Below are 25,916 nucleotides of genomic sequence, written 5' to 3'. Positions count from 1 at the left end.
AGCTCAGTCCAGTTGCAGTCGTAGCGACAGGTCGACTGCATGCACGTGCTTGGTCAAGGCGCCGACCGAAATGAAGTCGACGCCGGTGCGGGCAACTTCTCCGATCGTATGCAGGTCGACGTTGCCGGATGCCTCCAGCGGCACGCGGCCGGCACTGCGGCGTACTGCCTCGATCATCTGTGCCGGCTCGAAGTTGTCCAGCATGATCCGGTCAGCACCGGCCCCTAGTGCCTGCGCCAGCTCGTCGAGATTCTCCACTTCGACCTCGAGCAGCAGGTCGGGCTGCTGTTGCCGTGCCGCCTGCACCGCGGCAGCAATGCTGCCGGCAGCGATGATGTGGTTTTCCTTGATCAGGATGGCGTCGTACAGCCCCATGCGCTGATTGTGACCACCGCCGCAGCGCACCGCGTACTTCTGCGCCAGACGCAGCCCGGGAATGGTCTTGCGGGTATCCAGCACGCGCACGTTGGTACCGGCGACAGCAGCGACGTAGGCAGCGGTCAGCGTGGCCGTGGCGGACAGCAACTGCAGGAAGTTCAATGCGGGGCGTTCCGCAGTGACCAGCGAACGGGCGTGACCGGACAGGCGACAGATCACCATGCCGGCCTCGGTACGGTCGCCGTCGCCGACACGCCAGTCGATCTGAACGGCGGGATCGAGCAGGCGAAAGCAGGCGTCGAACCACGCCGTGCCGGCAATCACCGCATTATCCCGGCAGGTCAGCTCGGCGTGCGCCCGGCCGTCGGCCGGCAACAGACCGGCGGTGGCATCGCCCGTGCCGAGGTCTTCGGCGATGGCGCGTTCGACATCCTGGGTGATCTGCGCGGCATCCGGCAGCGCAAACGATGGAGCCTGGGTCATTCGGCGTCGGCGCCTGTGTTCGTGGCTGTCGGCGTCGTGTCGGGCTGGCTCAGCTTGTCGACGATGGCGGTCATCGCACGATCGAACAGGGCGTTGGCAGCGAGCACGCGCGCCTGACCGTCGGCGAGCAGAATGGCCAGATCCTGCGGCGAATAATCAGCCACCTTCAGGCCACGCCGGTTGACGAACAGGTAACGCCCGCTCATGGGGCTGATCCAGGACAATTTGGCGCGAGTCAGATTGTCCTCGGTCAGGCTGAACTCCAGCCACGTGCCGGGCTGCAGCGCCTGCACCTGAAGCCATTCGGAGCTGTCCGGCGACAGTGTGACGGCATCGGGCTCCGTGCTGTCGTCAGCCTCGCTGTCGACGATCGGCTGGATGCTGTCGGGTATCGCCAGCATGGAGGCATCCTCCTCGACAACGGAGGCCTCGTTTTCGTCGAGGGTTTCGCCGAGCTGCTGCCGATAGAAGGTCCGCAACTGGCTCAGCAGTCGCTCGATGTCCTGCTCCTGGAACGCAACATTGGCCAGCCCGAGGCGCAGCGCCCGCTCGATGCCGGGACGCATGGAGTTCAGCAGCTGGCGATCTTCGGCATTGCGCACCGGACGGGTGCTGGCGATGAACTCGTCGATGAAACGCAGTGCGTTCCTGAATTCGGGCGAGGTCTCGCCCTGTCGCAGCAGGGTCAGCACCAGATGGTTCGCCCAGGCCCGTGCGAGCACGCCGTGTGCCAGCGGCGGCAATTTTTGATCACCAATGCGGTCGAGGATTTCGCGGGCGGCCCGGCGGCGCGCCTGTTCGAGCTTCTCGCGACCGCGAGTGGATTCGGCCACGCGCTGCTCGGCCAGCTCGGAGCGCCGCTTGTTGATGTCCTGGAATTGCTGCAGGTCGACCAGCAGGCGATCGAAGATGTCCAGGTCGTCGTCGAAATCGTGCAGCAGTTGATCGACGATCGACTTCACTTTCTCAAGCAGGCGGTGATCGCGATCGGATTCTTCGGACCAGCTCTTGGCCTGTTCGGCCAAGCCGTCCAGCAGCCGGCGCGCGGGGTGCTGGCGATGCGCGAACAGCTTGCGGTCGAGGATGGCCACCTTGAGGTAGGGGATCTGCAATCGCGCCAGCAATACCTGCATCTGGGCGGGCAGGTTGCGGTCTTCAAGGATGAACTCGAACAGCATGCCGACCAGGTCGATCGTGTCCTCGTCGATGGTGGCCACATGACTCGGGCGTTCGCCGCGCAGCGCGCCGATCTGGCTCAGTAGTTGTCCCTTCAGCTGCAGGACTTCGCGCCGCAGGTCGTCGGCATCGTCTGCCTGCGCAGGCAACAATGGCCCGGCACTGGAGATCTGGCTTTGCAGCACGCTGAGTGCGCCGAGCAGTTCGTTGGCCGAGGGCGACGGGCCGCGCGAACCCGCATGCAGGCCCTCGCCTGCCCGGCCGGCGCCCGCCGAGGGGCCACGGCGCGCACTGAACAAAGCGTGCAGGGTCTGCAGCAGGTCGTTCGGGATATCGCCTGCTTCAACCTGGGTCGCAGCGACAGCGACAGCGGCAGCGGCTGCCGCCTGCTCCGCGAAGTCGGTACCTTTCGCGTCCTTGCCGCGCCGTATTTCGTGCCGCAGCTGTGGCAGCACGCCGGCGCGAACCAGTTCGGTATTGATGTCCTGATAGAGTTCTTCCAGGGATGACAGCACGTAGCGATCGAACAGCTTGTAGATGATCAGCTTGACGCGCATGTCAGCGCTGAGCTCGTTCATGGCCTGCCGGAAAGCCTGCGACAGTATCGCCGGTGCGACCGGGTTGCTGGCGTCATCGATCTTGTGTCCGCCGCAGATCACCGACAACCGTTGGTTGACCGCAAACAGGTCACGCGACAGCCGTGACTCGTTCTTGCCGATCATGCTGGTGATTGCCAGGGATTCTTCCAGTTCGTTGTCGGCGACCAGCGAAAGCTCGACGCCGCCCGATGGCGATGGCGCGGTTGCCGGGACAGCCTGCTGCTGCGGGGCATGAGCCAGTTCGCCGAGGTCGCGGCTGATCGCCCCCAGGAAGTTGCGCTCCACCGTGGGGCGGCGCTTGCGCACCTCGCGCATGCCATCGAAGTAATGCATCTGGGCGGCGTTGTTCTCGGCCTTCTCGGCCAGGTCGAACAGCGCATCGTCGACGTGTTCGAACGTGTTGCCGATCCACTGCTGCAACCGCTTGCCCGCAATGCTGCGCACGGCATTCAAGAGCCCGCCGACTCGCTCGCTGGCGGGATCCAGCCGCTGACTCAAGTTGACGACCCTGGGTGAATCGCTGGTTTCGTTCATCGCCGCACCTTGCATAATGCGATGCGCGGGGGAATCCGGAATGGACCACGCAGACGGCAACGATAAGCCAAAGCGGGTATCCGTGTCATTCGTCCGTGGCCAGGGGGCGCCGCAGCGGCTTACGCCGCCGGAAAGTCGGTCAGTTGCAGGGTTCCGATGCCTTCCTCGGGGAGCATGACCGGGATGCCGTCCTCGATCCGGTAGATCAATTTGCCGTCGGTGGTGATCAGGGCTTCGTCGATCCGCTCGCTCACCGAAACCCCGGCAACCGTGTCGACCTTGCCACCGGCGATGGCCGTGTTCAGTACGTCGAGTTCGTGCTTGCCCAGTGGGCGCACCGGAGTTTTGCTGACGGGGCAGCACAGGATATCGAGTAGACGCTTGTCCATGATGGCTTTTTTTGGGTGTGCCGCGTTCGGGAAAGCCCGTACAATAGCCGTTTTTGGACGGTCCAGCCATGACAGGAACAACCAGGCCACCGCGCGTTGGCGTCGTGATGGGCTCGCGTTCGGATTGGGACACCATGCAGCACGCGGCCAGTGTATTGACCGAACTCGGGGTGCCGCACGAGGTGCAGGTGGTGTCTGCCCATCGCACACCGGACCTGCTGTTCAGCTATGCCGAGGAGGCGGTCGGACGCGGTATCCAGGTGATCATCGCCGGCGCTGGCGGCGCCGCGCATTTGCCCGGCATGCTGGCGGCCAAGACCCGCTTGCCGGTATTTGGCGTACCGGTGCAGTCGAAGGCACTGAACGGGATGGATTCGCTGCTTTCGATCGCGCAGATGCCGGCAGGCGTCCCGGTCGGCACGCTGGCGATCGGCCGCGCCGGCGCCGTCAATGCCGGTTTGCTGGCGGTCGCGGTGTTGGCCCTGCAGGATGCCGCGCTGGCGGATGCACTGGACAACTGGCGTGCGCAGCAGACCCGGTCCGTACTTGACCAACCGGATCCACGCCCGTGAGTGCGCGCCGGCAACCCGTGTTGGGCGTTCTTGGCGGTGGACAATTGGCGCGCATGCTTGCGCTGGCGGCGGTCCCCCTGGGCGTGAACACGCTGGTGGTGGACAGCTCTGCCGACGCCTGCGCAGGGCAGGTCGCCCCGCTGGTGGTGGCCGACTGGACCGACTACGCCGCGCTGGAGGCTTTCGCCGCGCGGGTCGATGTGGTGACCTTCGACTTCGAGAACGTACCGGCCGAAACGGCACACTGGCTGGCCGGGCGCGTTGCGGTATATCCGGCACCGCAGGCGCTGGCGGTGGCGCAGGACCGACTGGCCGAGAAGACCCTGTTTCGCGAATGTGGTTTGCCCACTCCGGACTTCATGACGGTGGATACGCGCGAGCAACTGGATCTGGCGCTGGCCACGGTCGGCGCGCCGGCGATCCTCAAGACGCGCCGGCTCGGCTATGACGGCAAGGGCCAGTTTCGGCTGCGTGGATTGGCGGATGCGGATGCGGCATGGGCTGCGCTTGGCGCACAGGCGTCGAAACATGGCTTGATCATGGAGGCGTTCGTGCCTTTCGAACGCGAGCTGTCGGTGATCGCCGTGCGCGGTCGCGACGGTGATTTCCGCATCTGGCCGCTGACCCGCAACTGGCACGTCGACGGCGTGCTGTCGATGAGCCTGGCGCCGGCGCCAGATATCGAGCAGCTGCAGCAGCGCGCCGCCGAACTGGCCCGCACCCTTGCCGAGCGACTGGACTACGTCGGAGTGTTCGCGCTTGAGCTGTTCGTCAAGGACGGTAAGCTGCTCGGCAACGAGATGGCTCCACGCGTGCACAATTCCGGTCACTGGACGATCGAAGGCGCGCACACCAGCCAGTTCGAGAACCACGTGCGCGCCGTGCTCGGCTTGCCCCTGGGCGATACCGGTGCGCGCGGCATGTCGGCGATGTTCAACTGGATCGGCGATCTGCCCGATGCATCTCCGGTACTGCAGGCAATCGATGCTCACTGGCATGACTACGGCAAGCAGGCACGGCCGGGTCGCAAGGTCGGCCATGCCACGGTGTGCGCATCGGATGTGGGGGAACTCGCCGCGCGATTGGCCACGGTGGGGGATGCACTCGGGCGCGAAACGCAGGTTGCGCCAGTGCTGCAGGCGCTCGGTTGAATCGGTGCCCGACCCCGCCATGAAAAACGGAGCCGCAATGGCTCCGTTTTTCCTGTTTCAACCGAGATGAATCAGGCCAGGTTGCTGGCCGCAAATTCCCAGTTCACCAGGTTCCAGAACGCTTCCACGTATTTCGGGCGGGCGTTGCGGTAATCGATGTAATAGGCATGCTCCCACACGTCGGTGGTGAACAGTGGCTTGTCGCTGCCGGTGATCGGAGTAGCTGCGTTCGAGGTGTTGACGATGCCGAGCGAGCCGTCCGGGCGCTGCACCAGCCAGGTCCAGCCGGAGCCGAAGTTGCCGGCGGCGGACTTGCTGAATTCGTCCTTGAACTTGTCGAACGAGCCGAACGCCTTGGTGATCGCATCGGCCAGCTTGCCGCTGGGTTCGCCGCCACCCTTGGGGCTCATCGAGTTCCAGTAGAACGTGTGGTTCCAGACCTGCGCGGCATTGTTGAACATGCCGCCGGAAGACTTCCGGATGATGTCCTCGAGCGGGGCATCGGCAAACTCCGTGCCTTCGATCAGCTTGTTGAGATTGGTCACGTAGGCCTGATGATGCTTGCCGTAGTGAAACTCCAGCGTTTCGGCCGAGATGTGCGGTTCCAGTGCACTCTTTTCGTACGGAAGCGGGGGAAGTTCGATCGCCATGATGAGGCTCCTTAGCGGTGGCTGGGGGAGAAAAGGTCGGTGCGGCGGATGGCAGCCGACGACGGACTGATACAATACCGGTCTGCCTGCATTGTAAAGATGAATCACCGAGCTATGGACATCAACGAGCGAATCAAGACGATTCTGGCCGAGCATCCCATCGTGCTTTTCATGAAGGGCACGCCGGAATTTCCGATGTGCGGCTTTTCCGGCCGTGCCGCCGGCGCGTTGACCGATGCCGGTGCGACGTTCCACGCCGTCAACGTTCTGGCCGATCCGCAGATACGCGCGGCGCTGCCGCACTTCGCCAACTGGCCGACGTTTCCTCAGCTGTTCATACAGGGCGAGTTGATCGGCGGTTGCGACATCGTCGAGGAGCTGAAATCCGTCGGTGAACTGTCGCGCATGGCCAGCGACGTGGCCGGGGTGGCGCCTTGACGACGTTGCCGCTTGCCCGCTTGCCCGCCGGCTGGGAACCAGCCGCCGACAGCCTGGTCGATCGCGTGGTGCTGGTGACCGGCGCCTATGGCGGGCTGGGTGGCGCGGTGGCGCGGGCGGCCTCGCGCGCAGGGGCCACGGTGGTGATCACGGGCAAGCGCAAGCGCCAGCTGGAACAGTTGTACGACGCGATGCTCGCCGAGGGTCTGTCCGCGCCGGTGATCCATCCGCTGGACATGGAAGTGGCCACGCCGCGCGAGTACACCGCGTTGGCCGAAGGACTGGAGCGGGACTTCGGCCGACTCGATGGCATCGTCCACGCGGCCGTCAGCTTTTCCGGATTGACGCCGATCACCATGCACAAGCCCGACGCGTGGCTGCGTGCCATGCACGTGAATGTGTCGGCGCCGTTCGCGTTGACCCAGGCCTGCCTGCCGCTGCTGACCCAGGCCGGCGACAGCGCGGTGGTGTTCGTGCTGGACGACCCGGCCTTGCTGCAACGTGCGCACTGGGGCGGCTACGGCGTGTCGAAGGCGGCGCTGGAGCGATTCGTGGCGATCCTGCACGAGGAGACCGACGCCAGCACGCTGCGTGTTCATGCCATGCTGCCGGCGCCGATGCGCACGGCGTTGCGGCAACTGGCTTATTTCGGCGAAGACCTCATGCAGCGTTCACCGCCGGATGCGGCCGCAGCGGCGGCGGTGTACCTGCTCAGCGCGCAGGGCTCGCCGGCACGCGGCGCCATACTGGATCTGCGGGCCGGCTGAACCGGCGCATCGGCTGGCATCGAGGCGATGATCGCCATGAAATGGAGTTGAGATGGAAACGCAGATGACCACGTTGTCGGCGGGGATCATGTTGTTTCTGATCATGGATCCGCTGGGCAACATCCCGTTCTTCCTGAGTCTGCTGAAGGACGTGCCGCCGAAGCGCCGCCGCCGCGTGATGGTGCGCGAGTTGCTGATCGCGCTGGGCGTGCTGCTGGCATTCCTGTTCGGTGGCCAGCACATCCTCAAGCTGCTTCAGCTCAAGCCCGATTCGATCAGCATCGCCGGCGGCATCGTGCTGTTCCTGATCGGCATCCGCATGGTATTTCCGCCGGCCGATGGCGGCGGCATCTTCGGCAAGTCCGGCGAGGGAGAGCCTTTCATCGTGCCGATGGCGATTCCCGGCGTGGCCGGTCCTTCGGCGATGGCCGCGCTGTTGCTGCTCACGAATACCCAACCCGGGCGCACCGCCGACTGGGTGATCGCATTGCTGCTGGCGTGGCTCGCCACTTCGTTGATCCTGCTCAGTGCGACCTACCTGTTCCGCTGGCTCGGCGAGAGCGTGTTGACGGCGCTGGAACGCGTAATGGGCATGCTGCTGATCGCGCTGTCGGTGCAGATGTTCATGGCCGGCGTGGCATCGTTCCTGCACCTGAACGTTTGACGCGCTGGCCGCATCGAACGACTACGGAGGATCATCGTGACGACCGCCCAGCTGTCATAATTCACCATCAGGATGGGGGGAATTCGAGGTCGTTGCCATGCTGAGTATCGAACGGTCCCTTGTCGAACGCCTGCCCTGGCTGGCGCAACATCCGCGTATCCGCCGCCCTATGGCGGGCGTACTCGGACGGCTGGCTGACGAGGACGGATTCAATCGCGTACTGGGGCGCGTCGGCACCGCCGGAGGCTTCGATTTCGTCGAGCGCGTGCTGGAGGTGCTCGGCACCAGCTATCACGTCAATCCGCGCGAGCGCGAGCACATCCCTGTCGATGGTCCGCTGCTGGTGGTGGCCAACCATCCGCTGGGCATGCAGGACGCGCTCGCGCTGTTGCAGCTGATCGGCTCGGTGCGCCGCGATGTGCGTTTTCTCGGCAACGACTGGCTGGCGGTGATTCCGCAACTGGACGAGTTGATGCTGCCGGTCGACGTGTTCGGCAAGGGCGCGGCCTCGCGCCTGCGTGGCATCTACCGCGCGCTGGACAACGGCGAGGCGCTGATCATGTTCCCGGCCGGCGAGGTTTCGCGCGTGCGCGCCGGCGGCGTGCGCGACGGCCAGTGGTCCGATGGTTTCGCAAGGCTGTCGTTGCGCAGCAAGGCGCCGGTGTTGCCGGTGCACGTCGCGGCGCGCAACTCGGCGATGTTCTACGGATTGTCGATGCTGGCCAAGCCGCTGAGCACCGCGATGCTGCCGCGCGAGGCGGTGGCGCCTGGAAGGCGGCAGATCGGTTTCAGCATCGGTGCGTTGGTCAGTGCCGAGGAACTGGAACAACGCAGCGGTGCATCGACGAAACAAGCCACCAAACTGATGCGTCGTCATGTCTATCGGGTCGGCCGCCATCGCGGGCTGATCTTCGGTGGACAGGCGCCGCTCGCGCTTCCGGAGCCGGTCGAGCAGGTGGCGGCGGAACTGATCCGCTCCGAGAAGCTGGCCGACCTGGCCGAGGGCAAGCAGGCCTGGCTCTTCAAGGGCGCAGCAGACAGTACGGTCATGCGCGAAATCGGGCGGTTGCGCGAGTTGACCTTCCGCAAGGTCGGCGAGGGTACGGGGGCGCGACGCGACCTTGATGCCTACGACCCGCATTACGAACATCTGGTGCTGTGGGATCCGAAGGCGCTGCGCATCGTCGGCTCGTATCGTTTCGGCCACGGTGGCCGCTTGATCGCCGAGAGCGGCATGGCAGGCTTGTACAGCGCCAGCCTGTTCGATTATTCGCCTGCGCTCGAATCCAGACTCACCCAGGGTATGGAACTGGGGCGCAGTTTCGTGGCGCCGGCGTACTGGCGTTCACGCGCACTCGATCAACTGTGGCAAGGCATCGGCCTGTACCTGCAGCGCCATCCGGAACTGCGCTATGTATTCGGTCCGGTCAGCATGTCGGTGAGCCTGCCGCGCGAAGCGCGCGAATGGATCGCCGCGGCGCACCAGCATTACTTCGGCGTTCCCGGGCTGGCCGCCGCACGGCAACCGTTCGTGGTTTCGCCTGAAGTCGTCGAGGGGGTTCGGCTGGCGCTGGGCGACCTCGACGCTGCCGCCGGCATGGGCAAGTTGAAGCATCACCTGGACGCGCTCGGCGTCAGCTTGCCGGTGCTGTATCGCCAGTATGTGGACCTGGTCGAACCCGCCGGCGTGCAGTTTCTCGACTTCGGCGAGGATCCCGGGTTTTCCGGCTGCGTGGATGGCCTGGTGATGCTGGATCTGGCGAACCTGAAGCCGGGCAAGCGTGCGCGCTACCTGGGTAAATCGGGCTGATTCCTTGCGCGCCGACCCTTGTCGCCGCCGTCGTCGCCAGAGCGTTCGGAGGCGGACGCAACTTTGCTGAATCAGTCCAGGTGCTTGATTTGAAACAGTTCTGAGCCAGGCAAGAGGGATGGATCAGGCGAGCAGATGACGTGTCAACGTTACAAAAGTGTCATACAATGCCGTTAAAATCCGTTTAACAATCAGCTGGCGGGCGGGAAGGTCCGGCTAGCTGAAGTGTTCTGAATCCACGTCGGTGCATTCGGGACAGTCAACAACCAGGGGCATCAATCGTGGATCTGCCGTTGCACCTGGCGTGCAAGGGGCAAGGTCGCGTTTGTATCCCGAAACGCAAATTTCCGTTGCGAGCCTGAGGATCGATCAAGAATGAATAGCCGAATTCGCGCCAAACTCCTGCCGTTTGCCATTGCCTCGTTGCTGGCAGCCGCGGTACCCGCCATGGCGCAGGACACCTCCTCGTCGATCAGTGGTCGCGTGCTCGATGCCAGCGGCCAACCGGTTGCCGGCGCCACCGTGCAGATCGTGCACGAGCCATCGGGCACCATCAAGATCGCCACCACCGATGCGGATGGCCGCTATTCGGCCCAGGGCTTGCGCGTGGGCGGCCCGTTCGACGTGACGGCATCCAAAGCCGGCTTGACCCAGGGCGAAAAGGACAATGTCTATCTGCAGCTGGCGCAAACGGCCGCAATCAATCTGTCCATGGGTGGCCCGAGCGTGCAGAACGCGAAGAATCTGCAGGCCGTGACCGTTTCAGCCAGCGCGCTGGCGCAGACCTTCTCGCCTGACAACAAGGGCCTGTCGACCAATGTGTCGCAGAAGGAGTTGCAGGCCACCCCGCAGGCTGATCGTTCCATTTCGGATATCGCTCGCCTCGATCCGCGCATCACCGTGACCGATCAGGGGTCGGGTGCGATCTCGGCCAACGGCCAGAACACTCGCTACAACAACATCAGCGTGGATGGTGTTTCACAGGGCGACCCGTTTGGCCTCAACGCCAACGGCCTGCCGTACCAGGGGTCGCCGATCTCTCCGGATACCATCGCCGAGTACAACATCTCCACCGCGAACTTCGACACCACCTCGGACAGCGTGGGCGCCAACATCAACGCGGTGACGAAGTCCGGTACGAACGAATTTCACGGATCGGTCTATTACGCCTATCGCAACGCCAGCCATCTGGTGGGTGATGCCGGCTATCTGGACAGTAGCAATCCCAATTATTCCTACAAGGGCTACGGCGTCGACTCCACCAAGGGCGCGACGCTTGGTGGGCCTATCCTGAAGGACAAGTTGTTCTTCTTTGTGTCGGCCGAAAAGCAGAAAACCACGGCGGTGGGCTCGTCGTCCAATGTCGCGTACGACCCGACTCTCGGCGATGGTCCGTCCACCAGCAATGCCATCTCCCCTGGAGATATCGAGCAGATCCGCGATATCGCGATCAACCAGTATGGTCTTGTCCCGGGTACCGTCGCCGGCGGCACCACCAGCCTGACCGATGATCGCTATCTGGCCAAGCTGGACTGGAATATCTCCAACAACCATCGCGCCAGCCTCACGTACCAGCGCACCAAGGAGTCGTACCCCAAGGTCAACGGAAACGGCAATTCGTCGGTCGGTCTGAGCAGCTTTTGGTACAACACCAACAGCCTGACAGAGAACACCGTGATCCATCTGTTCGATGACTGGACCGACAACTTCTCCACCGAGACCAAGGTCGGCCTGCAGCAGTTCTCCCAGGCAGCTGGCGGCAACCAGGATCAGCCAGCGATCCAGGTGCATACGACGAGCTTCAGCAGCCCGTCGGTAAATCTGGGTGAAGACCAGTATCGCCATTACAACCAGATCAACACCAAACGCTGGACGGCCTTCTTTGCCGGGACGTATTACGCTGGCGACCACACCATCAAGGGTGGCCTGGCGTTCGAGCAGGACCAAATCTACAACCTGTTTGGCCGTACCGAATTCGGCAACTACGTGTTCGACAGCATCGACGATTTCAGGAATGGCAAGGGCAATTACGACAGTTACGAGCTTTACCAGCCGGCTGCCGGACTCTCCATCGGCGACATCGCCGCCAAGTGGACGTATCGCCAGTACAGCCCGTTTCTGCAAGACACCTGGCAGGTCAACAACAACCTGTCGGTCGAGTATGGCGTTCGCGTCGACATTCCTTATGCCGATCACAAGCCTCCGTACAATGCGGCGGCGCAGACCGCATTCGGATACCCGAACAATTACTCGGTGGGTGCCAGCAATCGCGTCGTCGAGCCGCGTCTTTCGTTCAACTACAATTTCGACTCCGATCGGATGATGCAGTTGCGTGGGGGCGTGGGCCTCTTCCAGACGTCTCCGCCGACCGTGTGGATGACCAATCCGTATCAGAACAATGGCCTGACCATTGTCGACTACAAATATGGCTACGGTTCTCATTGCGATGCGACGCCGGACTTCAGTCCTGACCCGCACAATCAGAACATCGACAACTCTCCGGGTTGCGCCGTAGCAGGGCCGGTTGACACGATCTCGAAGGATTTCCGTCTTCCCACCGTGTGGAAGGCGACCCTGGCGTTTGATCGCGAGTTGCCGTGGTGGGGCATGGTTGCATCGGCCGAGTATCAACACATCCAGGTACGTGATGGCATTCTGTACAAGGCCATCAACCTGGGCACGCCATCGGGCCTCCTGCCTGACGGTCGCGAGCAGTACTGGGTCAAGCCTGGCGCGACCAAGGGACCCAACAACGGAGCCAATCCGGCCTTCTCGACCGCATCCACGCTGCTGACCAACACGAACAAGGGCAAGGCCGACAGCTTTACATTGTCGCTGAAAAAGCCGTTCTCCGAGAGCTTCTTCGGCAACGCCAGCTTTACGCTGAGCCATTCGACCGAGGTCAATTCCGGCGGCAGCTCGCAGGCATTCTCGAACTACCAGTATGTGCCGCGGGTCAATCCGAACACGAATGACGTGGCCACGTCGGCCTACAACATTCCGCGCAGCCTGAAGATCTCGCTGACCTGGCAGCATCACTTCTTCGGCAACTACAACACGCAGATCTCGGCGTTGTATGTCGGCCATGACGGGCTGCCGTACAGCTGGGTATTCAGCGGTGATGCCAACGGCGATGGCATCTCCTATTACGACCTGGCGTATATCCCGACCTTGAACGATTCGAAGGTCAGCTACGGCAAAACCTCCGCGGCGGTGGTTCAGCAGTTCCAGGATTACATCTCGCACGACAAGTACCTGAACTCCCATCGTGGCCAGATTGCGGGCCGGAATGGCAGCCATCTTCCTTGGGCGAACGAGCTCGACATGAGCTTTGTGCAGGAAGTGCCTGGTTTGTTCAAGGGCAACAAAGGCGAGCTTCGTCTGGACGTCTACAACTTCCTGAACCTGTTGAACAAGGACTGGGGCAGCGTCCCGTATGTGCAGTACCAGACGCGCAACCTCGTCGGATACAACGGTGTCGTGGATGGTCAGTACGTCTACAAATTGCCGACGGACAAGAGTGGCAATTACCAGGCGACTCCGATCGGCGTCTACGAGTCCGGTCAGAACCCGACGCGTGTTGTTTCGCGTTGGTCGGCCATGCTGACGCTTCGTTACACCTTCTGATTCCCTCGGCGGGTCAACATCCGACCGGCGTCCGCAAGGGCGCCGGTTTTTTGTGCGTGCTTGACCGTGTCCGACCGGCGCGGGAAGCTACGCGGTCTGCCTCGCTCGGAGCAGGCGCTCGATCCGCGAAGAAGCGGCAAGGAGTACTACTCAAATGAATGATACACATGACGCTGCGGCCGGAGCGGTCGCCACGACGAGTGCGCGGATCTCGCCGATCGGCGGGCTCGATGTTCTTTCCCGCAACGAGGTGGCGCGTCTGCGCGGCGCCAGCGATTCGGGCCTGCATGTGCTGTTGCGCCGCTGCGCGCTGGCGGTGTTGACCTCGGGCAGCATCAGCGACGATCCACGGGCAATCCTCGAGCAATATCCGGATTTCGACATCCAGGTGCTGCAGCAGGATCGCGGCATGAAGATCGAGCTGTCGAACGCGCCGGCGCAGGCCTTTGTCGACGGCCAGATCATCCGCGGCATCAACGAGCTGCTGGTGGCGGTAGTGCGCGATATCGTCTACGTGTCGACCCAGCTGGAACAGGTCGGATTCAATCTGGACGGTTCGGCAGGGCTGACCCAGGGCGTGTTCGAGATCCTGCGCAATGCACGCATCCTGAAACCGCATGTCGATCCCAACCTGGTCGTGTGCTGGGGTGGGCATTCGATCTCGCGCGACGAATACGAATACACCAAATTGGTCGGCTATCAGCTCGGCCTGCGCGGGCTGGACATCTGTACCGGTTGCGGCCCGGGCGCGATGAAAGGGCCGATGAAGGGCGCGACCATCGCGCATGCCAAGCAGCGGCGTCGGCACAATCGCTACATCGGCATCACCGAGCCGGGCATCATCGCCGCCGAATCGCCGAATCCGATCGTCAACCACCTGGTGATCATGCCGGACATCGAGAAGCGGCTCGAGGCGTTCGTGCGCCTTGGCCACGGCATCATCGTGTTTCCCGGCGGCGTCGGCACGGCAGAAGAAATCCTCTACCTGCTCGGCATCCTGCTGCATCCGGACAACGCCGGCACGCCGTTTCCGCTGGTCTTCACCGGTCCGCGCGAATCGGCAGCGTACTTTGAGCAAATCGACCGTTTCCTGCGGCTGAGCCTGGGCGACGAGGTGGCGCAGCACTACCAGATTGTCGTGGACGATCCCGCAGCGGTAGCGCGACTGATGATCAAGGGTCTCGACAAGGTGCGCCACAACCGGCTCGACACCAGGGACGCATTCTTCTTCAACTGGGCATTGCAGATCCCGCTGGAGTTCCAGTTGCCGTTCCGGCCCACCCATGAGGCCATGCGCGCGCTCCAGATCCGGCATGATCGCCCGCGGCATGAGCTGGCGGCGGACTTGCGTCGGGCATTTTCCGGCATCGTCGCCGGCAACGTGAAGGAGGAGGGTGTGCAGGCGATCGAGCAACACGGCCCGTTCGACATCGACGGCGACGCGGACATCATGCGTGCGCTGGACAAGCTGCTGCAGGCATTCGTCGAGCAGCATCGGATGAAACTGCCGGGTGGCGCGGCGTACGTGCCATGCTATCGGGTGCTGACCGGCTGACGTGCGCAGTCATCTGCCCGCCATGGCTTGACAGCTCGCCGCAGCGTCGACAAACTACGCAGCTCACGCCCGAATAGCTCAGCTGGTTAGAGCACTTGACTGTTAATCAGGGGGTCGCTGGTTCGAGTCCAGCTTCGGGCGCCAACACTCTTCAGGAAGCCGGCAGACTGCCGGCTTTTTGTTGTCTGGACTTTCTTCAGGCTTTGGTCGGGCAGTTTTCGGCTTGTTTCGCGCTGGCGTGGCCCCCACGGATTCGTCCAGAATTCGACACCACCACGACGAGCGCAGGCTCGGTACCGGATGCCTGGCAGAACAGCAGGGTCAGGTTGCTTCCGCTGGCGCTGCCGGTGGCGAGGAATCGCACGAAATGCCGGCCAGCGCTGCTTTGTATGGTCAATTTCCCCCGATACCCACCGCCCGTGTACAGCGAGCCCGCATCGGGCTGATTGTCGTGGTCGGCATCGCTGCCGAGCAGCCACCCGTACTCCCAGTGCGTGCCGCCAGAACAAGTGCTGCCGTCGAGGCTGGGACAGAACACGGTGTGCTGGTCGGTATTGACGGCGGCTTCGCGCGAGTGTTGCAGCGCCGCGATGAAATCCGTCTGCGCGACCTGCATCTGGTTGCGGGTCAGCAAGTGACCCAGGGACGGTGCGGCGATGCTGCCCAGCACCGCGACGATGGCGAGAACCATGATCTGTTCGATCAGGCTCGTCCCGTGCTGTCTGGAGGCAGGGGTGAAAATCCTCGAACTCGTCACGACGTCGCTTCCTGCGGTGTGCGGGACATTCATGCTAGAGCGCAGGCATGTCGTGGACAGTGGTTCGACGGCAAGCTGAATGTCGGCGTCTGCTGACGCAGACTGTCAGCAGGCCCGATTTAAACTGGGCTTCCGCGCCCACATGTGTAGCCGATGACTGACCGCTTTCAACTCGCCGCCCCCTATCAGCCTGCTGGCGATCAGCCGCTCGCGATCGAGCAACTGGCTACCGGTTTCGAAGCCGGCCTGGCCGCGCAGACCCTGTTGGGCGTGACCGGCTCGGGCAAGACCTACACCATCGCCAACGTGATCGAGCGGGTGCAGCGGCCGACCATCGTGATGGCGCCGAACAAGACGCTGGCGGCGCAGTTGTACGGCGAGTTCAGGGAATTCTTCCCGCACAACGCGGTGGAGTACTTCGTCAGCTATTACGACTATTACCAGCCGGAAGCCTACGTGGTGGCGTCGGACACCTTCATCGAGAAGGACGCTTCGATCAACGAGCACATCGAGCAGATGCGGCTGTCGGCGACCAAGGCGCTGCTGTCGCGGCGGGATTCGATCATCGTGGCCACGGTATCGGCGATCTACGGCCTGGGCAATCCCGAGGATTACCTGTCGCTGCGACTGATCCTGGCTACCGGCGAACGCATCGACCAGCGCAAGCTGATCCACCAGCTGACCGAGCTGCAGTACACCCGCAACGAGACCGAGTTGCGCCGCGGCACCTATCGCGTACGCGGCGAGATCGTCGACGTGTTCCCGGCCGAGTCGGAAACCGAGGCGCTGCGCATCGAGCTGTTCGATGGCGAAGTGGAAAAGATGGCGCTGTTCGACCCGCTCACCGGCGAAACGGTCCGCAAGGTGCAGCGCTATACGGTCTATCCCCGCACGCACTACGCCAGCACCCGCGAGAGCGTGCTCAACGCGATCGAGACGATCAAGGTCGAGCTGAAGGACCGGCTGGAATATCTGTACAAGGAAAACAAGCTGGTCGAGGCACAGCGGCTGGAGCAGCGCACCCGCTTCGACCTGGAGATGATGGCCGAGGTCGGTTACTGCCAGGGTATCGAGAACTACTCGCGCCACCTGACCCGGCGCGCGCCGGGCGAACCGCCGCCGACCCTGTTCGACTACCTGCCGGCCGATGGCATGCTGGTGGTCGACGAATCGCACGTCACCGTGCCGCAGCTCGGCGCTATGTACAAAGGCGACCGCTCGCGCAAGGAAACCCTGGTCGAGTTCGGCTTCCGGCTGCCGTCGGCGATGGACAACCGGCCGCTGCGTTTCGAGGAGTGGGAAGAGCGCGTGCCGCGCGCGATCTACGTCTCGGCCACGCCGCGCGATTACGAATTGCAGAAATCCGGTGACGCGGTGACCGAGCTGGTGGTGCGCCCGACCGGCCTGGTCGATCCGGAGGTGGAAGTGCGGCCGGTACGTACCCAGGTCGACGACCTGCTCAGCGAGGTGCACAAGCGGGTGGCGATCGGCGACCGCGTATTGGTCACCACGCTCACCAAGCGCATGGCCGAAAACCTCACCGAATACCTGTCCGAGCACGACGTGAAAGTGCGCTACCTGCACTCGGACATCGAGACGGTCGAGCGCAGCGAGATCATCCGTGACCTGCGCCTGGGCGAGTTCGACGTGCTGGTCGGCATCAACCTGCTGCGCGAGGGCCTGGACATGCCCGAGGTCTCGCTGGTGGCGATCCTGGACGCCGACAAGGAAGGCTTCCTGCGCTCCACCGGCTCGCTGATCCAGACCATCGGCCGCGCCGCCCGCAACGTGCGCGGCAAGGCGATCCTGTACGCCGACAACGTCACCCGCTCGATGCAGGCCGCAATGGACGAAACCGGCCGCCGTCGCGAAAAGCAGCTGGCGTGGAACGAACAGCAGGGCATCGTGCCGACCACCATCGTGCGACGCATCGCCGACATCATGGAAGGTGCGCGCAGCGAGGCGGGCAATCGTCGCGGCAGCAAGTCGTCGCGCAGCCGCGCGGCCGTCGCCGAACACGCTCCGGATTACGCCGGGCTGAACTCGCAGCAGGCGGCCGGGATGCTGAAGAAGCTCGAAGCGCAGATGTACAAACACGCGCAAAATCTGGAGTTCGAGGACGCTGCCCGACTCCGCGACCAGATCCATCAGTTGCGCGAGCAGGCACTGCGATGAAGATGCGACGCGCATCAAGGGATATTGTCGAGCGCCCAACGGTCCCGTATACTGCGCGGCTCGCGTAGCCAGTGAGGCGCGAGACGGGCGGTTAGCTCAGCGGTAGAGCACTACCTTGACATGGTAGGGGTCACAAGTTCGATCCTTGTACCGCCCACCACTTTGTTGCAATGGCCCGCTTCACCAGCGGATATTTTCAGCGCCATTGCACGCATCAACGAAAAAGCCGCCTTGAAGGGCGGCTTTTTCGTTGATGCTGCGCCACGCGTCGCCATTGCGACCTGCCCGCCGCAGCAACCAGGTTTCTGCCGCGTTATCAGGCAGCGTTGCAACCCGCATTGGAACCCTGTCAAGGAGTTGCGAGCAGCGAACCTGCGGGGGGCTTGGCAGCCTCGTCCGGGCAGCGAAGGTTTGCCTGTGCGCAGTCGGTTCGAAAAATTCAAATTCAGCTTGCAGACAGCCGACGACGGATGTACGTTAATGAATGAACTGACCTTGTTCAGCTGGCGAACGCGCCCGGCCTGAGCGAGTCGTTTGCAGGGCGGGGGCTCTCATGTTTTTTCGGTAGCCGTGCTGCAAGGCGGCCCTCCGATCATGATGCGTTGGGGGAGGCAAGGAGCATCTTGCCGCCACACTGATGAAACGTATCTGCCTCGGTACAGGGATAACGTGGAGCTGGGGGCGACAGAAGTGCCGGATGGATGAACGTTGTCCTCCCATCTGTCGAATACATGGAATGAAGGGGGGAGGTCACGCGTGGCGAACGCATCTGGTGACAACGGCCTTGGTCCGTTGCGAGCCCGGCTGCCGGATTGCATCGTGGCTGCCGCAAGGCGTCGCGGACGCGGTATTCAAATGCAACTGTCCAATGCGGCCATCGCGCTGCGCCATGCCAATCGCCGTGCCGGCCAGCGAAACGTGACACGGATGACGAAACATGCCGTGGCATCCGCAGTGATTGATGGCAGCCAATGCGCCATATGGGATTGGACTGTTCCATCGGTCGCCGCACGACATCCTGATTCCCCGCGGCAAGTCATTTCACTCCGCGCAGAAACTGACAGCTCCATTCACATCGGAAGAGCACTTTACCGGGAGACATCGCATGGCCAAGCAAAGTAGTCAGAAATTCATCGCGCGCAATCGTGCGCCGCGCGTGCAGATCGAATATGACGTCGAGGTGTATGGCGCTCAGAAAAAGGTTCAGGTGCCTTTCGTGATGGGCGTGATGTCGGACCTTTCCGGCGCCAATGCCGGTGAGCTGCCGTCGGTCGAGGAGCGCAAGGCGCTCGAGATCGACGTCGACAACTTCGACAGCCGCCTGCAGTCGATGAAGCCCAGGGTCACCTTCGCGGTGCCGAACACCCTGACGGGGGAAGGCAATCTCGCCGTGGACATCACGTTCGAAAGCATGGACGACTTTTCGCCGACTGCGGTCGCCAGGAAGGTGGGGGCAGTGGCCAAGCTGCTCGAGGCACGTACCCAGCTCGCCAATCTCGACACCTACATGGACGGCAAGGCCGGGGCCGAGAACCTGATCGCGCAGGCGCTGAAGGATCCGGCACTGCTGCAGTCCCTGGTATCGGCGCCCAAGCCGGCCGACAACAACAAAGACGGGGAGTAAGCGAGCATGGCAACCGAAGAACTCGCCGAACAGGGCGGTGCCGTACAAACTCTGGATGCCGGCGATTTTGCCGCATTGCTGAGCAAGGAATTCAAGCCCAAGAGCGACCGCGCGAAGGAAGAGGTGGAATCGGCGGTCCGCACGCTGGCCGAGCAGGTACTGAACAAGTCCGACATCGTTTCCGACGACGTCGCGCAGACCATCAATGCCTATATCGCGGAGATCGATCGCAAGCTCAGCGAACAGATCAACCTGATCATGCACCATGCCGACTTCCAGAAGCTGGAAAGCGCATGGCGCGGCCTGCATCACCTGGTCAACAACACCGAGACGGATCAGCAGCTGAAGATCCGCGTGATGAACATCTCCAAGAAGGAACTGGCCAAGACCCTGAAGCGCTACAAGGGCACCGCCTGGGACCAGAGCCCGATCTTCAAGAAGCTGTATGAAGAGGAATATGGCCAGTTGGGCGGCGAACCTTATGGCTGCCTGGTCGGCGATTACTACTTCGATCACAGCCCGCCCGATGTCGAGTTGCTTACGGGCATCGCGCAGGTCGCGGCTGCCGCGCATGCGCCGTTCATCTCGGCCGCAGGCTCCACCCTGATGGGCATGGACAGCTGGAACGAGCTGGCCAACCCGCGCGACCTGGCCAAGGTGTTCTCCACGCCGGACTACGCCGCCTGGCGTTCGCTGCGCGAGTCGGACGATGCCAAGTACATCGGCCTGACCATGCCGCGCACGCTGGCCCGGCTGCCTTACGGGGCAGCGACGGATCCGGTGGAGGAGTTCAATTTCGAGGAAGACACCGCCGGTGCGGATTCGTCCAAGTACACCTGGCAGAACGCCGCTTACGCAATGGCGGTGAACATCAATCGCTCGTTCAAGATGTACGGCTGGTGCTCACGGATTCGCGGCATCGAGTCCGGTGGTGCGGTGGAAGGCCTGCCGGCGCATACCTTCCCCACCGACGATGGCGGCGTGGACATGAAGTGCCCCACCGAGATCGCGATCACCGACCGGCGCTCGGCTGAGCTGGACAAGATGGGCATGATGCCGCTGGTGCACCGCAAGAATTCGGACATGGCGGCCTTCATCAGCGCACAGTCGCTGGCCAAGCCGGAGGAGTATGACGATCCCGATGCCACCGCCAACGCGGCCCTCGGTGCCCGCCTGCCGTACATGTTCGCGTGCTGCCGTTTCGCGCATTACCTGAAGTGCATCGTGCGCGACAAGATCGGTTCGTTCAAGGACCGTGATGCGATGGAGCGCTGGCTGGCGTCGTGGATCAATCAGTACGTCGACGGCGACCCGGCCAACTCAAGCGAAGAGACCAAGGCACGCAAGCCGCTGTCTGCGGCGGAAGTGGTGGTGGAAGAGGTGGAAGGGGCGCCGGGGTATTACACGTCGAAGTTTTTCCTCAAGCCGCATTATCAGCTGGAAGGTTTGACCGTTTCCTTGAGGCTCGTGTCTCGCTTGCCGTCGGCTGCCAAGAGCTGACCCGGTCTGACGGATGCTCTTGGTTTCAAAGTAGGTTGCAACACCCGTTATTGCCTGGCTGGTCCGCGAGACATGCGGGCCGTCCGGCTCAACTGATCCCAATAGACAAGGAGAATTCTCATGGCATTAGACATGCACCTGAAACTGGAAGGCGGCAGCGTCACCTTCGCTGGCGAGTCCAAGCATGAAAAGCACAAGGATCAGATCCAGCTTCTGGCTTGGTCGTGGGGGCTGTCGCAGAGCGGCTCGTTCGGCCATGGCACTGGCGGCGGCGCCGGCAAGGCGAACGTGCAGGACATCAGCTTCACCAAGTACATCGACAAGAGCTCCACGGCCTTCATCAAGGCACTCGTGACCGGTGCGCATATCACCACCGTGACCTTGTTCATTTCGAAGGCCGGCGGCAAGCAGGAAGATTACTTCACCATCAAGCTCACCAGCGCGATGGTCACCAGCTATTCCACGGGCGGCTCCGGCGGTGAAGACATGCTCACCGAGAACGTGTCGCTCAGCTTCGCGAAGTTCGACATCGAATACTTCAAGCAGGACGACAAGGGTGCCGTGGCTTCGGCGGGCACCGTTGGTTACAGCGTCGAGGAAGTCAAGGCCAGCTGATCCGGCCCCTCGCTGTATCCGACTGAGGCCTGGTTTCAGGGGATCTCTGCGCAAGTGGGTCCTGCAGCGAACATCACGCACGGGTTCGACCCGGCGTGGCGTTGCGTGTACGACTGCTTGTCCAGAGGTCACCTTGGTCCAGGTATTCCCCGTCCGGGCATGTCGACGATATGACCCATGGTTGGCCTCCGAGAGATGAAATGACACCCGAGAGCAAACTCAAAGAAGGCCGACCAGACGAGGCGCTGCAGCTGCTTGCAGCTGAAGTGCGCAGCAACCCGGCGGATGCCAAGCGTCGGGTTTTTTTATTCCAGTTGCTGGCCCTGCTTGGACAGTGGGAGCGGGCACAGAACCAGTTGAACGTCAGCGGCGAACTGGAGCCTCTAAATGCCATGTTGGTCGGTGCCTATACCGAGGCGTTGAAGGGCGAGCAGGTGCGGGCCGACGTCTTTGCGGGGAAACGCCTGCCGGTGGTCATCGGCGAGCCGGAGCAATGGTTGGCGCTGTTGCTGCAGGCGCTCAAGCTGACCGCGGAGGGGCGCCACGAGCAGGCCGCCGACCTGCGCGGGCAGGCCTTCGAGCAGGCTCCCGCCGTGAGCGGAAGCATCGACGGCACGCCATTCGAGTGGATCGCGGATGCCGACCCCAGGTTGGGTCCGTGCCTGGAAATCGTCGTCAACGGCGGCTACTCCTGGGTACCGTTTTCGCGTCTGCGGGAACTGAAATTCGAGGCGCCGACCGATCTGCGCGACAAGATCTGGGTGCCCGCGGAAGTGACGTGGACCAACGGCGGCAAGGCAATCGGATTCATTCCCGGGCGCTATCCCGGTTCCGAGCGGGCCGAAGACAACGACCTCGTACTGGCGCGCAAGACGGAATGGGTCGACGCCGGGGCGGATCTTCAGGTGGGCCTGGGTCAACGGATGCTGGCGACCGACACGGACGACTACGCGTTGCTCGATGCCAGGCTGATCACGTTCGACACCCACTGACCGGAGCGTGAGCGTGCCATGGCTGAATTGACCACCCAGGAAAGACTTCAGCCTTCGCTGCTCGATCGACTTACCGACGACGAGCCGGGCAAGATCGAGGAGAGTCGCGAGAAGCGCGTGATCTCGGCGACGCGTCTGCGCGATTGCGTCACGCGCGACATCTCGTGGCTGTTGAATTGCGTGAACCTGAGCGTGGACGCCGATCTGGGCGATTATCCGGAAGTCTCCTGCTCGGTACTCAATTTCGGCATTCCCGACCTCACCGGGGTGGCCCTGTCGGGTGTCAATTCGGACATCCTGCAGCGGCAGGTCAGGGATGCCATTCTCGCTTTTGAGCCGCGGCTTACCGCCAATACGCTGCGGGTCACGGCCATCGCGAAATCCGCGCGGATGGATCGGCAGGCGCTGATGTTCAACATCGAGTCGGAAATGTGGGCCCAGCCGATTCCGCTGAATCTCTATCTGAAGACCGAGGTCGACCTGGAGACCGGCAGCTTCAAGGTTTCGGAGGGCTTCGGCTGATCGCCCATGGACCCACGCCTGCTGCGCTACTACAACCGGGAGCTGCAACACGTCCGCGAGATGGGCGGCGAGTTTGCGCGCGAGTATCCGAAGATAGCCGGACGGCTCGGGCTGGAAGGCTTCGAGTGTGCCGATCCTTACGTGGAGAGGCTGCTGGAGGGGTTCGCCTTCCTCGCGGCCCGCGTGCAACTCAAGCTGGATGCGCAGTTCCCGGTGTTCACCCAGCACCTGCTGGAGATGATCTACCCCCATTACCTCGCGCCGGTGCCTTCGATGGCGGTGGTGCAGATGCAGCCGGACCTGAAGGAAAGCGGTCTGCTGGCCGGTCACGTCGTGGGGCGCCATACGGCATTGCGCAGCCTGATCGGCAAGGACGACCGCACGGCTTGCGAGTACCGCACGGCCCACGACGTCACGCTGTGGCCGCTGGAGCTCACCGACGCGAAGTACCTTGAAACACCTGCTGCGATAGCGGCCGCGGGTGTGACCTTGCCGGCGGGCAAACCCGTGCGTGCCGGCCTGCGGTTGAAGTTCCGGGTGACCGCCGGCGCACAGGCGAACATGCTGGCGCTGGACGACCTCCCGGTGTTCATCGCCGGCGCGGACGAGCTTCCCAAGCGCCTGTACGAGCAGCTGCTGGGCAACGCCACCGGTTTCATCGTGCGCACGCAGGGTGCCGGCGGCGAGATCAGCCGGCACTTCGACGCCTCGAGCATTCATCGCAAGGGCTTCGAGGAGAACGAGGCGCTGATTCCCTATACCGGACGTTCGTTCAGCGGCTACCGGCTGCTGCAGGAGTACTTCGCCTGCCCCGAGCGTTTCCTGTTTGCCGAATTCAGCGGCCTCAAATCCGTACTGGCGCGCTCAAAGGGCAACGAGTTCGAGATCGTGGTGCTGTTCGACCGCAGCGTGGCCAGCCTGCACAACGCAGTCGACGTGAACAACTTCCGGCTGTTCTGCACGCCGGCGATCAACCTGTTCCCGCGGCGCGCCGACCGCATCCATCTGCAGCAGGGCAAGACGGAATACCACATCCTCGCCGACCGCACCCGGCCGATGGATTTCGAGGTCCACAGCATCGGCAACGTGGAGGGCTTCGGCGACAAGCAGGAACCGGAACAGCGCTTCCTGCCGTTCTACGGCTGTGACGAGCGCACCTGGCACAGCCAGCACTCGGCCTACTACACGATTCGTCGCGAGCCGCGCCTGATCTCGTCGCGGCAGAAGCGGCAGGGCGCGCGGTCCAGCTACATCGGCAACGAGATGTTCATCTCCCTGGTCGACTCCAGCGAGGCGCCTTACTCCACCCAGCTGCGCCAGATCGGCATGATGCTGATGTGCACCAATCGCGACCTGCCGCTGCAGATGCCGGTGGGCAAGTCGAAGACCGACTTCACCCTGGAGACCGGAGCACCGGTGGAATCGATCCGCTGCGTCGCCGGTCCGACCAAGCCGCGTGCATCGGTGGCCACCGGCGAGACCGCGTGGCGGCTGCTCAGCCACCTGCAGCTGAACTACGTGTCGCTGCTGGAAAACAACGCGGGCGAAGGCGCCGCGGCGTTGCGCGAGATGCTGACGCTGTATTGCGACGAGTTCGACTCCAGCGCGTTGCGCCAGATCGAAGGCGTCAAGGCGGTCAGTTCGCAGCCCATCGTGCGGCGCGTCCCGGTACCTGGTCCGATCACCTTCGGCCGCGGCCTGGAAATCACCCTGACCTGCGACGACGGCGCATTCGAAGGCACCGGCGCCTTCCTGCTAGGCGCGGTGATGCAGCAGTTCTTCGCGCGTTACGTATCCATCAACTCTTTCACCGAAACCGTTCTGCGCACACTGGAACGCAACGAGGTTGCCCGATGGCCCGCCAGGCTGGGAACACGGCAGACGCTGTAGCGCTGGAGATCGCGCTGCGCGACCACCCCGAGGCCTTCGAGTTCTTCGAAGCGGCCCGTCGGCTGGAGTGCGCGTATTCCGAACGTCCGCGGCTGGGCCATTCGGCCAAGGCCGCGGACGATTTCGTGCGGCTGTGCCAGACGCCGTCGCTGGCGTTCGCCCCGAAAACGGTCGACCGCTACCAGCCCGGCGGCGCCGGCAAGCCGGCGCGCCTGCATGGATTGTTCTTCGGCCTGTTCGGGCCGAATGCGCCGCTGCCGCTGCACCTCACCGAATACGCGATGGATCGCGAACTGAACGCGAAGGACACCACCTTCACCGCGTTCGCGAACATCTTCCACCACCGCATGATGAGCCTGTTCTACCGGGCCTGGGCCGACTCGCAGCCCACCGTGGAGCTGGACCGCCCGGCCGAGGACCATTTCCGCCTGTACATGGGCGCGCTGGTGGGTCTGGCCACGCCAGGCCTCGACGGCCGCGATGCGCTGCCCGACCAGTTCAAGCGCTTCTTTGCCGGCCGCCTGCTGCAGCAGACCCGCAATGCCGAGGGATTGCGCGGGCTGCTCGAACGCTTCTTCCGCATTCCGGTCGGCATCGTCGAATTCGTGGCCGAGTGGATGCGGCTGCCCGCGTCCTCCCATCTCCGGCTCGGCGGATCGGGCGAGGTGGCGGCACTGGGGCTCACGGCAGTTGCCGGTGAGTACGTCTGGGGCAGCCAGCAACGTTTCCGCCTGCGGCTGGGGCCGCTGAGCCGGGCCGAATTCAACAACTTCCTGCCCGGTGGCGAAGCGCTCAAGCAGCTGATCGCCGCCGTGAAGACCTATGTAGGCGAAGAGAAAGCCTGGGACGTGCAACTGGTGCTGAAAAAGGCCGACGTACCCACGACCCGCCTGGGGCAGAACGGCCGCATGGGTCTGAGCACGTGGATGGGCCAGCCGCAGCGCGATGGCGATGCCGACGACGTGGTGCTGAAGCCGGTCGGCTAGGGACGCGGTGGAGTGGCACGCGCTTCCGACTTTGGAATGACTTTGCGACAAAAGACAGCTGG

22 protein-coding genes and 2 tRNA genes are annotated in these 25,916 nt (G+C 63.2%); 19 read left to right on the top strand and 5 right to left on the bottom strand.

What is annotated here, in order from left to right; translation table 11 throughout:
* Positions 1–3: 3 nt before the first annotated feature.
* The 3 genes from nadC to CIW53_RS06410 form a co-directional block, all read right to left on the bottom strand.
* Positions 4–861 (bottom strand): carboxylating nicotinate-nucleotide diphosphorylase, encoded by an 858-nt coding sequence (gene nadC / locus CIW53_RS06420; RefSeq protein WP_149363850.1) that lies wholly within the window; start codon positions 859–861, stop codon positions 4–6.
* Positions 858–3,170, bottom strand: a complete 2,313-nt coding sequence (locus CIW53_RS06415) for a DUF1631 domain-containing protein (RefSeq protein ID WP_149363849.1) — start codon at positions 3,168–3,170, stop codon at positions 858–860. The genes nadC and CIW53_RS06415 overlap by 4 nt, the downstream gene beginning before the upstream one ends.
* Positions 3,171–3,289: 119 nt before the next feature.
* A complete protein-coding gene (locus tag CIW53_RS06410) occupies positions 3,290–3,559 on the bottom strand; it encodes a Trm112 family protein (protein ID WP_149363848.1) in 270 nt (89 codons plus the stop codon).
* Positions 3,560–3,627: 68 nt separating this feature from the next.
* Between CIW53_RS06410 and purE the strand changes: the two genes are divergently transcribed.
* Together purE and CIW53_RS06400 are read left to right on the top strand one after the other, a co-directional pair.
* On the top strand, positions 3,628–4,131 hold the full coding sequence (gene purE / locus CIW53_RS06405; RefSeq protein ID WP_149363847.1) for a 5-(carboxyamino)imidazole ribonucleotide mutase: 504 nt from the start codon (positions 3,628–3,630) through the stop codon (positions 4,129–4,131).
* On the top strand, positions 4,128–5,282 hold the full coding sequence (locus CIW53_RS06400) for a 5-(carboxyamino)imidazole ribonucleotide synthase (protein ID WP_149363846.1): 1,155 nt from the start codon (positions 4,128–4,130) through the stop codon (positions 5,280–5,282). Before purE ends, CIW53_RS06400 begins: the two co-directional genes overlap by 4 nt.
* Before the next feature lie 71 nt (positions 5,283–5,353).
* Here CIW53_RS06400 and CIW53_RS06395 read toward each other — a convergent pair whose 3' ends face one another.
* The gene (locus tag CIW53_RS06395) at positions 5,354–5,932 is read right to left on the bottom strand and encodes a Fe-Mn family superoxide dismutase (protein WP_149363845.1); all 579 of its coding nucleotides are present in this window, start codon (positions 5,930–5,932) and stop codon (positions 5,354–5,356) included.
* 114 nt (positions 5,933–6,046) lie between these two features.
* Between CIW53_RS06395 and grxD the strand changes: the two genes are divergently transcribed.
* The 7 genes from grxD (at position 6,047) to CIW53_RS06360 (ending at position 14,937) form a co-directional block, all read left to right on the top strand.
* The gene (gene grxD, locus CIW53_RS06390) at positions 6,047–6,370 is read left to right on the top strand and encodes a Grx4 family monothiol glutaredoxin (RefSeq protein ID WP_149364179.1); all 324 of its coding nucleotides are present in this window, start codon (positions 6,047–6,049) and stop codon (positions 6,368–6,370) included.
* Entirely contained in the window at positions 6,367–7,137 is a 771-nt protein-coding gene (locus CIW53_RS06385) for an SDR family NAD(P)-dependent oxidoreductase (RefSeq protein ID WP_149363844.1), read from the top strand. Before grxD ends, CIW53_RS06385 begins: the two co-directional genes overlap by 4 nt.
* A 64-nt stretch (positions 7,138–7,201) precedes the next feature.
* Positions 7,202–7,801, top strand: a complete 600-nt coding sequence (locus tag CIW53_RS06380; RefSeq protein ID WP_149364178.1) for a YhgN family NAAT transporter — start codon at positions 7,202–7,204, stop codon at positions 7,799–7,801.
* Between the two features lie 97 nt (positions 7,802–7,898).
* The gene (locus tag CIW53_RS06375; RefSeq protein WP_149363843.1) at positions 7,899–9,611 is read left to right on the top strand and encodes a lysophospholipid acyltransferase family protein; all 1,713 of its coding nucleotides are present in this window, start codon (positions 7,899–7,901) and stop codon (positions 9,609–9,611) included.
* 375 nt (positions 9,612–9,986) lie between these two features.
* On the top strand, positions 9,987–13,238 hold the full coding sequence (locus tag CIW53_RS06370; RefSeq protein WP_149363842.1) for a TonB-dependent receptor: 3,252 nt from the start codon (positions 9,987–9,989) through the stop codon (positions 13,236–13,238).
* Between the two features lie 154 nt (positions 13,239–13,392).
* On the top strand, positions 13,393–14,793 hold the full coding sequence (gene ppnN, locus CIW53_RS06365) for a nucleotide 5'-monophosphate nucleosidase PpnN (RefSeq protein ID WP_149363841.1): 1,401 nt from the start codon (positions 13,393–13,395) through the stop codon (positions 14,791–14,793).
* Between the two features lie 67 nt (positions 14,794–14,860).
* Positions 14,861–14,937 (top strand) — tRNA-Asn (locus CIW53_RS06360).
* Positions 14,938–14,989: 52 nt separating this feature from the next.
* Here CIW53_RS06360 and CIW53_RS06355 read toward each other — a convergent pair.
* Positions 14,990–15,484: a GspH/FimT family pseudopilin gene (locus CIW53_RS06355; protein ID WP_149363840.1), complete on the bottom strand. Its 495-nt coding sequence runs from the start codon at positions 15,482–15,484 to the stop codon at positions 14,990–14,992.
* Between the two features lie 219 nt (positions 15,485–15,703).
* Between CIW53_RS06355 and uvrB the strand changes: the two genes are divergently transcribed.
* The 10 genes from uvrB to tssG all read left to right on the top strand — a co-directional run bounded on the left by uvrB (position 15,704) and on the right by tssG (position 25,854).
* On the top strand, positions 15,704–17,725 hold the full coding sequence (uvrB, locus tag CIW53_RS06350) for an excinuclease ABC subunit UvrB (RefSeq protein WP_149363839.1): 2,022 nt from the start codon (positions 15,704–15,706) through the stop codon (positions 17,723–17,725).
* An 85-nt stretch (positions 17,726–17,810) separates the two neighbouring features.
* Positions 17,811–17,885: transfer RNA gene (locus CIW53_RS06345), tRNA-Val, on the top strand.
* Positions 17,886–17,887: 2 nt separating this feature from the next.
* Positions 17,888–18,250 carry a hypothetical protein gene (locus CIW53_RS06340; protein ID WP_149363838.1) on the top strand — a complete coding sequence of 121 codons (363 nt, stop codon included), beginning with the start codon at positions 17,888–17,890 and terminating at the stop codon, positions 18,248–18,250.
* 580 nt (positions 18,251–18,830) lie between these two features.
* On the top strand, positions 18,831–19,349 hold the full coding sequence (gene tssB, locus CIW53_RS06335) for a type VI secretion system contractile sheath small subunit (protein WP_149364177.1): 519 nt from the start codon (positions 18,831–18,833) through the stop codon (positions 19,347–19,349).
* 6 nt (positions 19,350–19,355) lie between these two features.
* Entirely contained in the window at positions 19,356–20,849 is a 1,494-nt protein-coding gene (gene tssC / locus CIW53_RS06330; RefSeq protein ID WP_149363837.1) for a type VI secretion system contractile sheath large subunit, read from the top strand.
* A 120-nt stretch (positions 20,850–20,969) separates the two neighbouring features.
* The gene (locus CIW53_RS06325) at positions 20,970–21,464 is read left to right on the top strand and encodes a type VI secretion system tube protein Hcp (protein ID WP_149363836.1); all 495 of its coding nucleotides are present in this window, start codon (positions 20,970–20,972) and stop codon (positions 21,462–21,464) included.
* 170 nt (positions 21,465–21,634) lie between these two features.
* Positions 21,635–22,456, top strand: coding sequence for a type VI secretion system accessory protein TagJ (locus tag CIW53_RS06320; protein ID WP_242451792.1), 822 nt, complete (start codon positions 21,635–21,637; stop codon positions 22,454–22,456).
* An 18-nt stretch (positions 22,457–22,474) separates the two neighbouring features.
* Positions 22,475–22,978, top strand: a complete 504-nt coding sequence (gene tssE / locus CIW53_RS06315) for a type VI secretion system baseplate subunit TssE (RefSeq protein WP_149363835.1) — start codon at positions 22,475–22,477, stop codon at positions 22,976–22,978.
* A 6-nt stretch (positions 22,979–22,984) separates the two neighbouring features.
* Positions 22,985–24,868 carry a type VI secretion system baseplate subunit TssF gene (gene tssF, locus CIW53_RS06310; RefSeq protein WP_149363834.1) on the top strand — a complete coding sequence of 628 codons (1,884 nt, stop codon included), beginning with the start codon at positions 22,985–22,987 and terminating at the stop codon, positions 24,866–24,868.
* Positions 24,832–25,854: a type VI secretion system baseplate subunit TssG gene (gene tssG, locus CIW53_RS06305; protein ID WP_149363833.1), complete on the top strand. Its 1,023-nt coding sequence runs from the start codon at positions 24,832–24,834 to the stop codon at positions 25,852–25,854. Before tssF ends, tssG begins: the two co-directional genes overlap by 37 nt.
* Positions 25,855–25,916 lie beyond the last annotated feature (62 nt).

This window comes from Rhodanobacter sp. T12-5 (assembly GCF_008329435.1).
Taxonomy (GTDB): Bacteria; Pseudomonadota; Gammaproteobacteria; order Xanthomonadales; family Rhodanobacteraceae; genus Rhodanobacter.
Note: the sequence above shows the minus strand (reverse complement) of the source record. Positions and strands in the feature narration are given on the sequence as shown.

Excerpts from the sequence above, each read along its gene's own strand:
- nadC (WP_149363850.1), bottom strand. The coding sequence starts at position 861 with ATGACCCAGGCTCCATCGTTTGCGCTGCCGGATGCCGCGCAGATCACC.
- CIW53_RS06415 (WP_149363849.1), bottom strand. The coding sequence starts at position 3,170 with ATGAACGAAACCAGCGATTCACCCAGGGTCGTCAACTTGAGTCAGCGG.
- CIW53_RS06410 (WP_149363848.1), bottom strand. The coding sequence starts at position 3,559 with ATGGACAAGCGTCTACTCGATATCCTGTGCTGCCCCGTCAGCAAAACT.
- purE (WP_149363847.1), top strand. The coding sequence starts at position 3,628 with ATGACAGGAACAACCAGGCCACCGCGCGTTGGCGTCGTGATGGGCTCG.
- CIW53_RS06395 (WP_149363845.1), bottom strand. The coding sequence starts at position 5,932 with ATGGCGATCGAACTTCCCCCGCTTCCGTACGAAAAGAGTGCACTGGAA.
- grxD (WP_149364179.1), top strand. The coding sequence starts at position 6,047 with ATGGACATCAACGAGCGAATCAAGACGATTCTGGCCGAGCATCCCATC.
- CIW53_RS06380 (WP_149364178.1), top strand. The coding sequence starts at position 7,202 with ATGACCACGTTGTCGGCGGGGATCATGTTGTTTCTGATCATGGATCCG.
- CIW53_RS06375 (WP_149363843.1), top strand. The coding sequence starts at position 7,899 with ATGCTGAGTATCGAACGGTCCCTTGTCGAACGCCTGCCCTGGCTGGCG.
- CIW53_RS06370 (WP_149363842.1), top strand. The coding sequence starts at position 9,987 with ATGAATAGCCGAATTCGCGCCAAACTCCTGCCGTTTGCCATTGCCTCG.
- ppnN (WP_149363841.1), top strand. The coding sequence starts at position 13,393 with ATGAATGATACACATGACGCTGCGGCCGGAGCGGTCGCCACGACGAGT.
- CIW53_RS06355 (WP_149363840.1), bottom strand. The coding sequence starts at position 15,484 with ATGGTTCTCGCCATCGTCGCGGTGCTGGGCAGCATCGCCGCACCGTCC.
- uvrB (WP_149363839.1), top strand. The coding sequence starts at position 15,704 with ATGACTGACCGCTTTCAACTCGCCGCCCCCTATCAGCCTGCTGGCGAT.
- tssB (WP_149364177.1), top strand. The coding sequence starts at position 18,831 with ATGGCCAAGCAAAGTAGTCAGAAATTCATCGCGCGCAATCGTGCGCCG.
- tssC (WP_149363837.1), top strand. The coding sequence starts at position 19,356 with ATGGCAACCGAAGAACTCGCCGAACAGGGCGGTGCCGTACAAACTCTG.
- CIW53_RS06325 (WP_149363836.1), top strand. The coding sequence starts at position 20,970 with ATGGCATTAGACATGCACCTGAAACTGGAAGGCGGCAGCGTCACCTTC.
- CIW53_RS06320 (WP_242451792.1), top strand. The coding sequence starts at position 21,635 with ATGACCCATGGTTGGCCTCCGAGAGATGAAATGACACCCGAGAGCAAA.
- tssE (WP_149363835.1), top strand. The coding sequence starts at position 22,475 with ATGGCTGAATTGACCACCCAGGAAAGACTTCAGCCTTCGCTGCTCGAT.
- tssF (WP_149363834.1), top strand. The coding sequence starts at position 22,985 with ATGGACCCACGCCTGCTGCGCTACTACAACCGGGAGCTGCAACACGTC.
- tssG (WP_149363833.1), top strand. The coding sequence starts at position 24,832 with ATGGCCCGCCAGGCTGGGAACACGGCAGACGCTGTAGCGCTGGAGATC.